The sequence below is a fragment of the Anabaena sp. FACHB-83 genome, from assembly GCF_014697485.1.
In the GTDB taxonomy this organism is placed as follows: Bacteria; Cyanobacteriota; Cyanobacteriia; order Cyanobacteriales; family Nostocaceae; genus Nostoc_B.
Genome location: NZ_JACJRY010000006.1, coordinates 297,658 through 313,126, shown reverse-complemented (window position 1 = coordinate 313,126; position 15,469 = coordinate 297,658). Strand labels below are relative to the sequence as shown.

Below are 15,469 nucleotides of genomic sequence, written 5' to 3'. Positions count from 1 at the left end.
TCTGAGTTAGATGAAATTGGCAATCAGTTCGGTTGTTTTCACAATGTGCATTCCAGCCTCAGCAAATCTCGCAAAAGCTGCATCTGCTTGTTCGGTATAGTCTACAACACCAGGAACGACAACCGGAGAAGAGGAATCTTCTAAGAGATAAACTTTTTTCGCCAGGGTAGCATCTACCTGTTTAATTTCTGTTAATAAATCATCAATTGTCCAAGCCACACAATGGCTTTTGGCTTGACCACCAATAATCACAGCATCAAATTCTAAAAGTTGCTTGATGAGTTTAGTATTTTTGTGAGCAAGGGGAGATTGATCAAAGCCAATCAAAACTTCTGGACGTAATATAGAATAATTTTCTGTTAAAGCATTCTCACCTTTAAGTTCAAATTGAGTCTGACTTTGCCGCGCCATACAATGGAAAAATATTGCTTCTTCCACAGCCGAAACTAAAGCATGACCAATGCCACCCAAAATAGAATGGTAAGGCCAAACAATCAGGGGATATTTACCATCTTGACTGAGTTGTTTAACGTAGTGATAGGCTTGTTTTTCTAATAATTTATAGTTGCCATGAGTAATGCTATGGGCAACTGCGGGGTTAACTTGCCAAACACCTTGTTCAATATCTGCGGGAGTGATATTAGTGGCGGCTGGTATCGGGTGTTGCCCTTGAGAATTCACCCAAAAAATCGGGTGAAAAATTTGCATTGCTGTATGTGTATCGAGGGTAGGAATAATTGTGGTAATTGTGCCTAAATTACGATAAATAAATTCACATAATCTTTGATTATCTTCTACGGCTGCATTACCAGATTTACCACCGACAAATAATTCAAATCCGGGAATACAAAAGGTATTTTGAACATCAATTAATAGTAGGCAAATGCGAGTTTTGTCGTCAGTTGATGGTGGAATATTATATTGCTTTGCCCAAGTTTCGGCGGCGCTTGCACATTCTTGGTAAGGGACGCGCCAGACTTCGCCGACTTTATCAGGGTGGAAGTGCGGGGGAATTGGTAGTGTATGTGGAATTGTATTCATATTTGAGCCTGTGGTAGTTGCTGGCGATCGCATTTCTGCTGCTGTGATAGCCGAATCTTGTTAGAAAGTCAACCAAGACAAATGCTGATTGAGTATGTATCTAAAACCCTTACACCCCTACACCCAGTCTCCACAGAAAATCTTGGTGCGTAAGTTTTATGAATATGAAATAGGCAAGGTGAAATAAAACGTACTACCTTCACCAAGAACACTGCTTGCCCAAATACTACCACCATGTTGTTTGACAATACTTTGACAAATTGCCAAACCGAGGCCTGTTCCGCCTTTAGCACGCGCATCCGAGACATCAACTTGTTCAAAACGTTCAAATATTGTTTCTAGTTTATCGGCGGGAATACCTCTACCTTGGTCTTGGACTTGAAATAGTACCCAATCGGCTTGGGGTTGGGCTGATAAAGTAATGACTGAGTTGAGGGGAGAAAATTTGATGGCGTTACTCAATAAATTCGTCAGGGTTTGGATAATCAAATCAGGATCAGCCCAGACGCAAGCAGTGGTGGGTTGAACAGTAATTGTAACGGCTGCTGCTAGGGCGATAGGTTGTACTTCACCGACGGCGCGTTGCATCAAATCAGCCGCATTGCAGACTTGTTTGATTAGTTGGACTCGCCCAGAAGATAAACGCTCCAAGTCTAAAATATCATTGACCAAACGCACCAGGCGATCGCTATTTGTTGCAGCTTGCTGAATCATCCGTTTGGCTTTTTCTGGTTTATCATCATAAATCCCCGTATTCAACAGCCCTAAAAATCCTTGAATAGCTGTGAGTGGAGTCCGCAGTTCATGACTCACAACCGAAATGAACTCATTTTTTATCTGTTCAATAGCTTGCTGTTCAGTCACATCTTGAATTTGTAGAACATAGTAGAGTGGTTGATTTTGGAAATCTTGTACCAACGATAAACTCGTTAGCCCCCAAGCAATACGTCCGCCATAACACAAGTAACGTAACTGCGCTTGAAAACTGCGATTTTCATTACTCAAAACTTGCTCTATACCTTGTCTTAACTGATGTGCATCTTCTGGGTGAATTGAGTCAAACACACTCAAACTAAAAAACTCAAACTCAGCGTAGCCCAGCATTTCACCTAACATCGGATTAATTTGCAACCAGCGTTGATCTAATCCCAACAGCGCCATCCCAATGGGAGCATTATAAAATGCCAAACGAAATCGCTCTTCACTCTCACGCAAAGCCAACTCGGCTTGTTTGAGGTCAGTGATATCTAGTAACACTCCATACCAGCAAATTTCACCATTTTCCCGGCGTTCTGGGCGGGAGTTGGCACGTACCCATTTTATCTTGCCAGAAGGAGTAATAATCCGCCATTCATGGGCAAACGGTTCTAGGGTTTTAAGACTTTGAATAGTTAGCTGATTATAAAGTAGCAAATCATCAGGATGCACTTGCTGATATGTCAATAAAGCATCTGCTAAAACTGTTTGGGGTGCTAATTCCTGAATTTCTGCCACCCCGGAACTGATATATTCATAACGCATTTCATTCGTAGCTGGATAATAAGCCAAGATATAAATCTGTGCAGGTGAAGCAGCTGCAATTTTTTGAAACCTTGCTTCACTTTTGACTAAGGCTGCTTCTGCAAGTTTACGCTCATCAATTTCTTGTTGTAATTTTTGGTTAACTGTTACTAATTGGGCAGTTCTTTTTTGAACACGCTGTTCTAGTTCCTCTTGTAGTCGCCTGAGTTGATTTTCCACTTCTAAGCGTTCGGCAATTTGCGCTTGTAATGCCTTGTTTGCTTCGCTTAATTGCATCGGACTAGGTAGAGCCAGTGCTTTTGGTACTAACGGTACAAGTTCTATGGCGGTAAATAATGAAACCAAAGCCGTTGCTGCTTTGATAATACCTGATAGCCAATAGGTAGGATGCCACAATGTCCAAATTTCGGCGATATGAGTTGTACCGCAAAAAATAATAAAAGCCGCAAATAACAAGAATATCCAATAAAAAGGCAAATCTTGTCGCTTGCGAACAAAGTAGAACAAAGTCAAAGGAATCGAATAGTAAGCTAGGGCAATGATGGTATCAGAAATAATATGCAGCCAGACTAAACCCGGTTGCCATAAGTAACAGTGACCATGAGGAATAAATGAACCGTTGCTAAATAAATTTATGATCAAGTCGTGCATATCACACAAACATAATGCTCGTACTTGGAAAAAAGGTGATCCCATTGTCGAACCACAAGGTGTGTATTGACTAGCGAATGGGGATTTAGTGATGAGTCGTGAGTGTCGTTGAAGAAGGCAGTGGTTCGACTACGCGGTAATCGAGCGAAGCGATACACTGAGTTTATCGTTCGCGTAGCGTCTGCGGTAGGAGAAGTGTCGAGATTCACTAACCGGAGACAGGCTGGGGCTTTGCTGGAGTATAGTAGGCACTAGATGTAAGATGTGTGTTTAATTGCTTACCGATGTCTTCACTACCTTGACTACAGCTATGATGAGTGGGTGATTCCGAGCTTGCATCTGTACAATTCATCTCAGATTGATACAACGCCATAGTTCTTCAAGAAATCTTTGCAATTCCATAGGTAAAACCCCATAGTCAAGATGTATCCATAATTAATATCAACCTTTGCCACCAAGCCAAATGTATAACAATAATCTGCCTTTTTCTTCTACCCCTGGCTCACTGGAAATTCGCTATGGAAATTACTTTAACTATGCAATGCCGAGTGGCTGGCGAGTGGTTGAGGATGGTCAGTTTGCTGTTGTCTTGGTTTCTCCAGACAATGCAGCTTTGACAATTATGGTAGGAAATTCTGGATTGCCTGTAAACTACAATCCGGGGCAGTTTGTGTATGAGAAACTTATGGCAATGCAGCCTTATGACCTCAGAATCAGTCAACCCCGCCCAGCGCAACCAATTGCTGGCTGTTCCGTTGCTTATGAGTTTGACTGCACATACATACACAATGGTATTTTTTGCCAAGGTATAGCTAAGTGTAGTGTGGCTTATAGCTACAATATCTGTACAATGGTCATGACTTGTGCCGCCTCCCATCAACCACAGTGGCCTCATTATGCTTCATGGTTGCCCCAAGTCGCTTCTCAAGTTTCCGCCACCAACGGATCTGCGTTTGGAATGCAAGGAATTATGGCGCAGAATCTCCAAATTTCCCAAGTTGAAGGACAAAGATATCGAGAATACCGCGAATGGTCTCAAAATACCTGGGATGAAGTCACCCGTCAACGCCATGAGTCGATAGACCGTCAAAATTTCCAGTTCCGCGAGAACTTAGGTAATGTAACAACTTGGACAAATCCTTATGGTTATCCCATTGTGGAGTTACCCACAAACCACAATTACTATTGGATTAATCGTCAAGGACAGATATACGGTACGAATGACTATGGTGAAAATCCCAATGTTGGCTCAACGCAAGATTGGGTAAGGATGAATCGATATCAACCATGAAGAGGGTGCTGATACCGTTTCACTTTAAGTAGTCGCAGGTGAGCAGGGGAAAAGAATTAAAAACCAATGAATTTGTGTCAGCACTCAGGATTTTGGGATAACACGCTTATCCTAAAGACAAGACGACGCGAAAACCGCAAATTCTTAAACCACCGTCTGATTCATTCCAACTGCGGCTGGCGCTACGACACAGTTCTGCGCCAAAGTTCCAAGAACCACCACGCAACACCCGCCGATTGCTATCACCGCCATCTTCCCAAACTTTTCCGTCTGTGGGTGCGCCTTGGTAGTTGTTGTGCCAAGGATCAGCGCACCATTCCCAAACTAACCCGTGCATATCATACAATCCAAAGGCGTTGGCGACTTGAAAACTACCGACATCGGTGGTTTCTTTGCGATACCTGGTTTTGGTTTCCATGATGTAGGTATTGCTGTCGCTGTAGTTGACTAATTCGGTGGTAATTGTTTCGCCAAAGTGAAAGGATGTGGTAGTGCCGGCGCGACAAGCATATTCCCATTCGGCTTCGCTGGGGAGGCGGTATTCCCGTCCGGTTTTTTGTGAGAGTCTAACGCAAAATTCTACAGCTTCGTGCCATGAAACGTTTTCGACTGGGCGATATAGTCCTTTAAATTTGGAAGGGTAGGGGTTGAGGGTTTGTTTGACTTTGGGTAAGCCTGCAACAGCACGCCATTGTGCTTGGGTTATGGGATATTTACCCATAAAAAAGGGTGCGATCGCAACTCGATGTTGGGGGCGTTCGTCAGCATCGCCTTCAAAGTTGGGCGAACCCATGAGATATGTCCCACCGGGAATGGCTAACATTTCTAAGGTGATGCCTTTACTTAATTCTTCCACAAAAAACTCAGATGTAGCGCGATCGCGGTTAACTTCTCTACCGCCTGTGTCTATCGTGACTACCTCAAATTCACAGGTTTGTAACGGCGGTAATGGTCGAATTATTTTTGGTTCTGTGGGTAATTTGAGCAATGTTGGTTGCGTGATTGGTGATTCAATAATTACTGTTTTGGCAGATTTTAAATCATTGAGAACTTCGGCTGCTGATTGATATCTGTCACTTGCTAAATGTTGCAGTAATTTATTGAGAATTTGCCTTAAGTCTTCGCTAATATAAATACCTTGTTTGTCTATATATTCTTGCCATAACCACTGACCATTCATGGCATCATATAAAGGGTCTTTAATCTGCCCGTAAACATCTTGAATGGGTAAACATTGAGTTAGTAACCGCACACAAGTTACACCCAAAGCATATAAATCACTGGCAGGACAAGCAAAACCAGCCATCTGCTCACTTGGGGCATAACCCATTGTATAAATCACTGTTGCTTGTCTGGCTATACTGGTTTGTGTAACTTGTTTAGCACCACCAAAATCAATTAATACTAATTTGCTATCGTGATCACGGCGAATAATGTTTTCTGGTTTGATATCTCGATGAACAACATTACAATTATGAATAAATTCTAATACTGGCAATAAATCAGTTAAGATTTGCCGGATTTTTTCTTCGTTAAACTGCTGTTCTTTAACTTCTTCTACAAGTGTTCTACCTTGAATAAATTCTTGGACTAAATATAAACTGGAACCTTGGGCAAAGTAAGCCAATAATCGCGGAATTTGGCTGTGATTTTCTCCTAGTTCATACAGCCGGAATGCTTCTTCTTTGAAGAATTCTGCGGCTTTTGTACGTTGTCCGGTTCCTTGAATTTGCGGAAAGAACTGTTTAATGACGCAAGGTGCATCTAGTCTATCTGCATCTTCGGCTGCGTAGGTTTTGCTAAATCCGCCTTCGCCTAATAGTCTAATGACACGGTAACGGTTTCGCAGCAGTTTACCAAAACTGCTTTGTCCACAACTTATGCAAAATCTATTGCCGTCAGCATTGAATGGATTTGAACAATTGGGATTTTGGCAGATTTGCATAACGAGGAGGAGGTAGCATCTTGTCCAAAGTTAGCCCCAATATTATCGAATTCAGGACTTACGCACCAGGATTGTTTATGAAGATTGGGTGTAAGGGTGTAAGGGTTTTAGATATATACACACGCCACTTGGCTCAAGTCGGGAAACCCGCCCACTCCAGTCCCTGCACCCCTACACCCTCGCCAAAACCCTTGATTTTTCGTTTTTATGCGTAAGTCCTAGAATTGAAAACCGATTTCTAGACAAATAAATATTAACTCAATTTCATCTGCATATATACTTGCACCAAAAAATACAAATGAGAAGAGTTTATTTATTTGTCGCTTTGTGTTGGGTACTTTTGAATTTTGAGAATGAATGATAGCACTAATTCCCATTCCAAGAGGAATGATAATGCGGGAATATTGCGATTGTCAAGGGTATTTAATGTTAGATGTAAGTACAAATTGAACTTGTGGGGATTTTGTAATAATTGATATATTTGGCTGAATTTTTAAAGTTAACTTTGGATACATTTTGCTATACCTGATTTCTTAAAAGAATCGGGTATATTCTTGTACATTCACTGCTTTCTTTCTCCCAAAATCCGCATAAATTCAGCTATAAAAGCAACAATAGCTGATATGGTAATTAACAACATACTGAGAGCATTTATATCAGGTTTAACACCAGTTCTAATCCGGCTAAAAATTTCCATTGGTAAAGTGTTATAACCACTACCAGCCGTAAAACTGGCAATTAAAAAATCATCTAAACTCAGTACAAAAGCCAGCAAACAACCTGCGATAATTCCGGGCATTAATTGTGGGACTAAAACTTTAATAAATGCTTGTACTGGTGTAGCGCCTAAATCTAAGGCGGCTTCTTCTAAGTGGGGATCTAAGTTATTCAGCCGTGAACCCACAACTAACCCGATATATGCTAAACAAAAGACAATATGCGCGGCGACAATTGTCCATAAACTCAAAGGAATAGCAAAGGCAGCAAGAAATACGAGAGTGGCAACAGCGATCGCAATATCAGGAATAATTAAGGGTAAGTAAGCTACACCACGATACAAACTCTTCCCAGGAAATTTATACCGCGCTAATCCTACCGCCATCAAGGTTCCCAACACGGCGGAAATTCCCACCGCACAAAAGGCAACGATCAAGCTATTGTTCAAGGCTGATAAAATGCGATCGTCACTGAACAGTTTACGATACCAATCCAGAGTAAATCCTTGCCAGGTAGCACTATACGGTGACTGATTGAAACTATAAAAGCCTAATACTAGTATAGGCAAGTACATAAAAATATACATGATTACTGACAAAACCGCCTGCCATACGACACGCGGTTTTTTTTGTGTGGAAGAAATATTCATCTTCAGATTTTAGTGATTTTCTATATTTTCATAGTGTATTCGATTTAACCCAAAAGTCAAAAAATTAGGGTGTAAGAGGAGTAAGGCGTTCAATCTACCATATTCATTGGGAGGCCTCAAGCTTTGGTGTCGTTACCTTTATCTTGTGGTTTCCCCTTCTTTTTTTCTACCCCATCTCACATAAGACGTATAATATAACCTTTATATAATATTTTTTTCATCAATCAAATATTATTACTCAAGGCTATGACTGCATTTTGACCGCCGAAACCAAAGCTAAAACACAAGATATTTTGAATTGAGCTTTGTTGAGCAGTCATCACAAAATTTAAATCAAATTCTGGTTGCTGCAAGCCAACACAAGGTGGTAAAACTTTCTGCTGCAAAGCTTTGAAAGCAAAAGCAATTCCTAAAGCACCAGAAGCGCCGAGAGTGTGTCCTGTCGCACCTTTGGTGGAACTGATTGCTACTGTTTTAGGAAATAACTGTTGGATGATTTTGCTTTCAATTTTGTCGTTTAACTGCGTAGCTGTACCGTGGGCGTGAATGTAATTTATATCATTTGGTGTGAGATAACTGCGTTCTAGACATTGTTTAATTGCTGCGATCGCACTTGTTCCACTTGGTTCAGGTTGATTGGTATGATAAGCATCGGCTGTTAAACCAAAACCCAAAATTTCACCATAAACTCTCGCTTGGCGTTGCTTGGCTAACTCTGCTGATTCTAAAACCAACACCGCCCCACCTTCACCCAAAACTAAACCTTCGCGCTGCACATCAAAAGGATAAGCACCAGTTTTGGCTAAAGCATTCATCTGCTGAAACCCGCAAATAGTTAGCGGTGTAATTGGTGCTTCAACTGCGCCAGCAATTACTCGTTCACATTGGCCAGTTTGAATTAACAAAGCAGCTTGGGAAATCGACCAAATCCCCGTAGCACAAGCCGCCATTGGTGCAGCAACTATCCCAGTAGCCCCAATTTGTCTAGCAGATGCGATCGCATTCATCTGAGGTAAAATATCTAACCAATCTTCTAATGCGTAATTGCTATCTTTGCCATTCATACCCCTAGCTAGAGATTCCCACGCACCTTGATAACTGCGACTCGAACCAATCACTACAGCACAGTCAGGTAATGGAGGATTCAACCCAGCATCTCGTAACGCCGAAGCAACAATTATCTGAGTCAGGATTTTTAACTCAGATGGTTGTTTACCAATTAAGCCGAGAGGAACTGATTCAAGTTCTGCAAACGGTTGCTGATATTGAATTCCTGACTTACCTGCTAACAAATTTTGCCAGCTATCTTCCAAGTTTGTGCCTAAAGCAGAGACTAAACCAATACCAGTGACAACAACCTTAACCAATTTTCTGAGTCAGAAGCGGGATGATGAAAGTATAAAGTGTGTAGTCTGAAGTCTGAAGTGTGACGTAATACATTTTTGAACAAGATAACTCAGAGGTACAGCAGGGGACAGGTGAGAGGTGACAGGTGACAGGGTTAGAAGTCTTTTATTGTCTATAGTTTATCGCTTACCGATGCCCTAACTACCTTGGCTACAGCTATAAAAGTGCGACTAAATAATTGATAAACATATCTCTCCCTTGTCTTCCTTGTCTCCCTTGTCCCCCTAATCCCCATACTTCTATCGGCTAATATCTGGGTCTAAAACGATATACGAACCAGACTCATCAACGTGATAAGTCCAAGACTGACGACGCACTCGCACAATTACTTCCCAACCTTCGATGGGGTCAAATTGCTGGGTACAAACTTCGCCAAAGTTGAACACACAACGATTACTAAAGGTTCTGCGGGTGGCTTGAGTAATTCTTAAATCACTCACATCTTCACCAGAACGCCGCGCTGCATCTCGTAAAATTTTATCTGCGATCGCTCTTGGTAATTCATAGTTGTTATCTGAACCAGAATTGGTAATATCTGGATCTAAAACGATTTGAGAACCAGATTCATTACTGTGATAAGTCCAAGACTGACGACGCACTTGCACAATTACTTCCCAACCATTGATGGGGTTATATTCTTCGGTACAGACTTCGCCAAAGTTGAACACACAACGATTACTAAAGGTTTTGCGCGTGGCTTGAGTAATTCTTAAATCATCCACATCTTCACCAGAACGCCGCGCCGCATCTCTTAATATATTATTGGCGATCGCTCTGGGTAATTGATAACTGTTATCTGAATTTGAGTCGTCAATTTGCGGATCTAAAACAATCCGTGAACCCGATTCATCAACATGATAAGTCCAAGACTGTCTCTCAACTCTAACCACCACTTCCCATCCTTGAATCGGGTTATATTCTCTAGTACAAACTTCCCCAAAATTAAATATGCAAGGATTACTAAAAGTTTTACGGGTAGCTTGAGTAATTCGTAAATTGTTAATGCTGACACCAGAACGACGGGAAGCATCGCGTAAAATATTGTTAGCGATCGCTCTGGGTAATTGATAGCTGTTATCTGAACCTGAATCAGTACTATTGGGGTCTAAAACAATTTGAGAACCAGACTCATTGCTGTGGTAAATCCAAGACTGTCCCTCAACACTGACAATCACTTCCCAACCTTGAATCGGGTTGTATTCCCTAGTACAAACTTCCCCAAAATTAAATATGCAGGGATTTCCAAAAGTTTTGCGCGTAGCTTGAGTAATTCTCACCTGATTAGTTGCGACTCTAGCACGCCGAGCCGCATCACGAATGATGATATTAGCAACTCCCCTTGGTAAACGATTGGTACGATTGCGAAAATGGTCTGGTAAGCGTTGCGAAAGTTGTACCGACTCACCAAGTGGCGCAGCTTCCGCCAAATAATTACCCGTAAATCCCTGTCCAAAAGATAGCAAACTAGTTAAAGCCAAAGTCAAAGCAACACCTCTGGGAAACTGACTGGCGCTGCTGATTATGGCAAATAACTTTATATTTGATTTCATACCGTCATACCTGCATAAGTAAAAATACTTTTTTCAAAAGTCAAATTTTGCGACGTTTGACTTTTGTGTAGCTATTCTCAGTGGGTTGACGGATGACAAAGGTTGATTGTTGCTGATTCTTGGCAATCTTCCGGGGCGCTTTATTTTCTCAGATACGAAGATATTTTTTGTAGATAGATTCAAACCAAGTGATTTTCAGCCGAAAACATTATGATTCAGGTTTAGGAAAAATCCAGGGTTTGAAGAAGAATTTCGGGTTCTCAATCTTCCAAAACCTGGAAATTCCTACAACATAAGCCCTCACACCCCTAATTCCCCTGTAGTCTCACACCCCTGTTCCCTGATCACCAAGGTGTTTGGTAAATTATATACAGCGCAGATATTTATCTAGCGCCTGAATTTTTGCCAGGCAGCTGTTACTACCAAAAATTGTTCACCCAAACCAACCTAAATACCACCTTTGTCCAGCATCTATGCTGAAGTCCGTACACAGTAACATTTGGCATCAAAACCTCATCCAGTCTCAGGTTGACGGTTTATCGGGTCAAAATGTTATAACGTCTTCAATTCTAGATGCAAAATGGGAACACTAGCTCATAACTAGTGACTCATGCTTGGGAAAAATTCAACTTGGTTTCTAAATTCAAAGCCGAGCGAACAAAGTTGATAAGCAATGCTGAACTGAGCATCGCTGAGTATCTTTAGGTGGATGGGTCAAGAGTGATGAATGAAGCGGACACCTCAAACAACAGGGCTGTGATGGAATCTCTCAATTCTGCTAACTCGCTACAACCAGAGCCAACAAGCTGTCCTTTTTATGCAGTTGTGCCTTCTGAAAATCTGGCTATTAGGCAATTGCCACTCCTAAAACCAGCAGAAGAAACACCACAAGAGCAGCTAAATTCTGAATCTGTGGAAAATGTTACCCCAGCAGACTGGGTAGCAGAACCGAACAGTGAACAACAAGCAGTCATTGATGAGGAATTCCAGAAACTGCTGTTGTTAAATGAAGAACTGCGTACAGCTAATAATGAATTGTACGAACAAGTCGAGCATTTTAAAGATGAATTAGCTGAGTCAGAAAAAGCTTTGCAATGGCAAAAGAGGCGCTCTAGCGTCACTGAATCAATGCTGAATCAGCAAGCTCAAGAACTAATTGCAGCCCAAGAACAAATTCAGTCACTCTTTCAACAGTTAGACGCTACAGCACAAACCGTTCAACGCCAAGAAACTCTGATTGAAACTTACAAAGCACAGCTGCAAATTAGTCAGCAACGTCTCGCCCAGTTAGAACGAGAATGTGCTTTATTGCAAACTAACTATCATGACCAGTCTCAACAAGTGTTGCAGTCAGAAACTACCTGTCGAGAGTTGCGGACTCGCCTGATGCGCCAACAGCGCCAAACCCTGCAATTTAAAGCAGCTTTAGAAAAATGTCTCGAACCACCCACTCCTAACGACGACTCAGCCGACGAAACCACAAATCATACTTACAACAGCACTACTAAGCAAAGCCGATTTTCCAGAAAAGCTCGGTCTTTATTTCCTAACGTACAACCGATTAGACCTTGGTCAGCAGAACCAGAATCGCCGGCGGAAAATGTCGCTCATCCTTGGGGTGAATCTTCTGTACCACCCGCATCCAGCTATAGTCACCCCACTCCCCAACCTGCATCGCCTTGGAACTGGCCGACTAAGGAAGAAACACCTGCAACTACTGAACCTGATACTTCCACAGAACCCGATGATGAGCCAATTACCTCCGAAACTGTTTCATCAGGAGATTCATCAGCCAAGCTAGATGAGCAAATAGATAGTCTCATCCAAATGTTTTTTGCTTCCCAGACGGGAACAACACCACCTACTAGTAGTGAAACGAATGTTACTAGTAATCAAGCTGAAAAACCTCTGTGGGAAGGCTGGGCAACAGATGAAGTATCGCCAGAAACTACCCTAGAGCAGCAATTGGCAGCATTAGAAACAGAAAATCATCCACCGATTACTGTACCTAGTTCAGTAATTGAAGAGTCAACAATTTTACCAGATAAAAATTCACCAATTTCTTTCACTGTACCGTTGACGAAAAAGACAACAGAAGAAGCAGAAAATTTGTGGTCAGAAACTACACCACAAAATACTGAGGAACTATCAGAGACAGAATTACCGCCAGAAACTTTGGTTGATTACAGCAATGATGCTCAATCACCCTCACCTGTGGTGTATCCCCAGCGTCCACCCAAGGGACGTAAATCGTTAGCATCTGTAGAATTGCCAAATTTTCGTCCTAATAGCTAAATGTAGTAGGTGACAGGTTTTGTGGTGTCTTAGTTTGATTGTTTAGATGACAGTTAAGATATTAAGTAGGGTGTTGCGATCGCACACCCTACTTATTTTTCTTGAGGCTAAACACATTCTAGATTTGCCATCTCAAGTACAAATATCCCAAGAATTATTGAAACAATTACGATAAAACCATCCTGCGGCCTCCTGCCTTTGTTAAGAATTACGAATTGGAATTACCGCTTCTGGGTTGATGGTGGATGTTTGATTGGGCGATCGCGGTTTACTTGTAGTAATTACGTAGCGTAGTGCTAATAATTGTAACCACAATCCTGGGTTTCGAGGTTCGAGCCAAGGTTGAATTTGTTCCAGGAAGCGTGGAAACCAAGAACTCAACACCGCACTAACTAAAGCATATTTACTAAAGTTAAAATAACTACCCAGCCATCTGAATAAATCTTTAGGGCCAGCTAGTTCCCAAATCCACAACAGCAAGGCGGGGTTTTTACGGGCGGCTTTGAGTGCGAGGCGGTTAAAGGTGAACCAATCACATCTATCTTTGATGAAATTATCCGCAACCTCTGGCGGTTCACTGGCTAATAACCCAAAGAAAGTATTCAGCATCGAGTTAATGCGCTGGGGTGAAATGAATTTCCCTGTCGGAACCATCATCCCTTTAGAAAATAGCCAAGTAATTGAGACATTGCTTTGATAAGCGCGAATTTGGTTGAGGTGACGAAAACTTAATAAGTCATGCTTGAGGGCGGTATCTAATAAAGTTGTCAACCGTTCTAAGTTCCGCACCAAAGAACCAAAACCTGTAAATACCAAGGGAGATTGTAAAGAAGCTGCATCACCGATCGCAATTAATCTATCAAAGGCAACTTTGCGATCGCTACCACTCACACTAAAATGCCCTGGAATATAGCCAAATGTCGGCTTTTTCCACACCAATTTATCCAGATCGCAACGCCGATACTCTGGCAAAATTGTGAAAAAGTCCTCATACATCTCCAACAGAGAACCGGGATTGTCGGGGTTGACTTCGTGGTAGTGAAACAAATAAATGGTTAGTTCCTCACCCGCGCCAGGAAACAATTCCCAAATCAACTGTCTCCCCCGCGAAATATCGCCGTGACTGTACAGCACATCACCATATTGAGAATCCCAAACTTGTGGTTCAAATCCGCCATCAACCACTGCACCCACAGTTGGACAAACACTATCAAAAGCCCTACCACCATTTAATTGCCATGCAATTGGTGAAGCGGTTCCCATTGCATCAACTAACAACCGCCCAGTGGCTTGCTTTTCGGTTTGGCTGGGTAAATGCTGAACTGTAGCGACAACTTGAGAATTATCAATATCGGCGCGGAGAAATTCGGTTTCGTCCCAAATCTCACCGCCAGCCGCCCGTAGCTTCTGTCCGCACAGTTGCAGCCATTTTTCAGAATCTAGGGCAATATTCAAGACTGTGGGCGTGTGGAGAATTGGCGATCGCAATTTTGGCGGATTATTCCCATCAAAAAATTTATTAAATCCGTCTTTATATTCCCTGACAATAATGCTTTCTAACTCGCTGCTTGTCACCAAACCCAGATTTAATAAGCTTTGCAATTCATCACGCGAAATATTCCATTCGCGGTTCATCTTGCCAAAAGGCAAACGTTCCACCAACAGCACTTTATATCCCAATTTAGCCATCACTGCCGCATGGACAACCCCTAATGCGCCACCGATGTAAATCAAATCGTAATCTAATTTGGGATTTTGGCTTTGAGATTTTGGATTGGTAAACACTACCTGACGCGGCGCTTGGGGATGACGCACACCTTCACGCCAGCGTTGTTCCCACCAATAGGCGCGTGTGAGGTCGTATTCCCCATTCGGCATTTTCTGAAAATATTTAACCGTGAGTGGGTAATCAGATGCTAACGCTTCAAAAATTGATTGTTGGGATAAATCAATCACCGGTGGCTTGGGGTACTGATGGGGAAAACGCTGTCTAATTTCTTTCTTTAGGCGGAGTAAAATCTCCTTCTCTTGAGGGAAAGGCTGATCTGACCAACGGAAGACCTTTAAATAAGTAGTTCTCTGGACTGACCACACAAAAATTGATAGTTCTGTCGGTAATTTTTCGGAAATAGTCTGGTCAGATGCTGTATAGTCTGTAGGTAATTTCAGGCAAAAGCCATCTGGAGTCAGTGATTTTTCGCCAAATCCTGGTTGAAAATCCACTTGTAGCCATTGACGTACTGCTGTTGTGTCTGGAATTGGCACTTCTAAATAAAGGACTTCTTTCATGTTTCGTTGACATCTCCGCTTAAAATACTCATTTCGGCAGATTTATTAACTGCGAAAATTCCTGTAGACTCCGCCCTATTACTCAAATAAAGATTCTGTAAAGAACTTTTAAT

10 protein-coding genes are annotated in these 15,469 nt (G+C 42.0%); 2 read left to right on the top strand and 8 right to left on the bottom strand.

Translation table 11 applies throughout. The features are described from left to right. Nucleotides 1-6: 6 nt before the first annotated feature. The 3 genes from H6G79_RS10510 to H6G79_RS10500 form a co-directional block, all read right to left on the bottom strand. Nucleotides 7-1,041: an isochorismatase gene (locus H6G79_RS10510; protein WP_190588973.1), complete on the bottom strand. Its 1,035-nt coding sequence runs from the start codon at nt 1,039-1,041 to the stop codon at nt 7-9. Between the two features lie 156 nt (nt 1,042-1,197). Continuing rightward, nucleotides 1,198-3,258 carry an ATP-binding protein gene (locus tag H6G79_RS10505; protein WP_190588974.1) on the bottom strand — a complete coding sequence of 687 codons (2,061 nt, stop codon included), beginning with the start codon at nt 3,256-3,258 and terminating at the stop codon, nt 1,198-1,200. Nucleotides 3,259-3,421: 163 nt separating this feature from the next. Then, entirely contained in the window at nt 3,422-3,586 is a 165-nt protein-coding gene (locus H6G79_RS10500) for a hypothetical protein (protein ID WP_190588976.1), read from the bottom strand. 90 nt (nt 3,587-3,676) lie between these two features. Here H6G79_RS10500 and H6G79_RS10495 point away from each other — a divergent pair, with 90 nt between their 5' ends. Further along, nucleotides 3,677-4,504, top strand: coding sequence for a hypothetical protein (locus H6G79_RS10495; RefSeq protein WP_190588978.1), 828 nt, complete (start codon nt 3,677-3,679; stop codon nt 4,502-4,504). Nucleotides 4,505-4,610: 106 nt separating this feature from the next. Here the strand turns inward: H6G79_RS10495 and H6G79_RS10490 are convergent, their stop codons facing one another. The 4 genes from H6G79_RS10490 to H6G79_RS10475 form a co-directional block, all read right to left on the bottom strand. Further along, nucleotides 4,611-6,449: a bifunctional serine/threonine-protein kinase/formylglycine-generating enzyme family protein gene (locus tag H6G79_RS10490; RefSeq protein ID WP_190588980.1), complete on the bottom strand. Its 1,839-nt coding sequence runs from the start codon at nt 6,447-6,449 to the stop codon at nt 4,611-4,613. A gap of 562 nt (nt 6,450-7,011) precedes the next feature. Beyond that, nucleotides 7,012-7,815: an ABC transporter permease gene (locus tag H6G79_RS10485; protein ID WP_190588982.1), complete on the bottom strand. Its 804-nt coding sequence runs from the start codon at nt 7,813-7,815 to the stop codon at nt 7,012-7,014. A gap of 224 nt (nt 7,816-8,039) precedes the next feature. Beyond that, on the bottom strand, nt 8,040-9,182 hold the full coding sequence (locus tag H6G79_RS10480; RefSeq protein ID WP_190588984.1) for a beta-ketoacyl-ACP synthase: 1,143 nt from the start codon (nt 9,180-9,182) through the stop codon (nt 8,040-8,042). A 279-nt stretch (nt 9,183-9,461) separates the two neighbouring features. Next, a complete protein-coding gene (locus H6G79_RS10475) occupies nt 9,462-10,772 on the bottom strand; it encodes a hypothetical protein (protein ID WP_190588985.1) in 1,311 nt (436 codons plus the stop codon). A gap of 723 nt (nt 10,773-11,495) precedes the next feature. On the opposite strand from H6G79_RS10475, the gene H6G79_RS10470 reads away from it, so the two are divergent. Next, entirely contained in the window at nt 11,496-13,067 is a 1,572-nt protein-coding gene (locus tag H6G79_RS10470; protein WP_190588987.1) for a hypothetical protein, read from the top strand. A 201-nt stretch (nt 13,068-13,268) separates the two neighbouring features. On the opposite strand, the gene H6G79_RS10465 is transcribed toward H6G79_RS10470, so the two are convergent. Continuing rightward, entirely contained in the window at nt 13,269-15,356 is a 2,088-nt protein-coding gene (locus tag H6G79_RS10465; RefSeq protein WP_190588989.1) for a flavin-dependent dehydrogenase, read from the bottom strand. Nucleotides 15,357-15,469 lie beyond the last annotated feature (113 nt).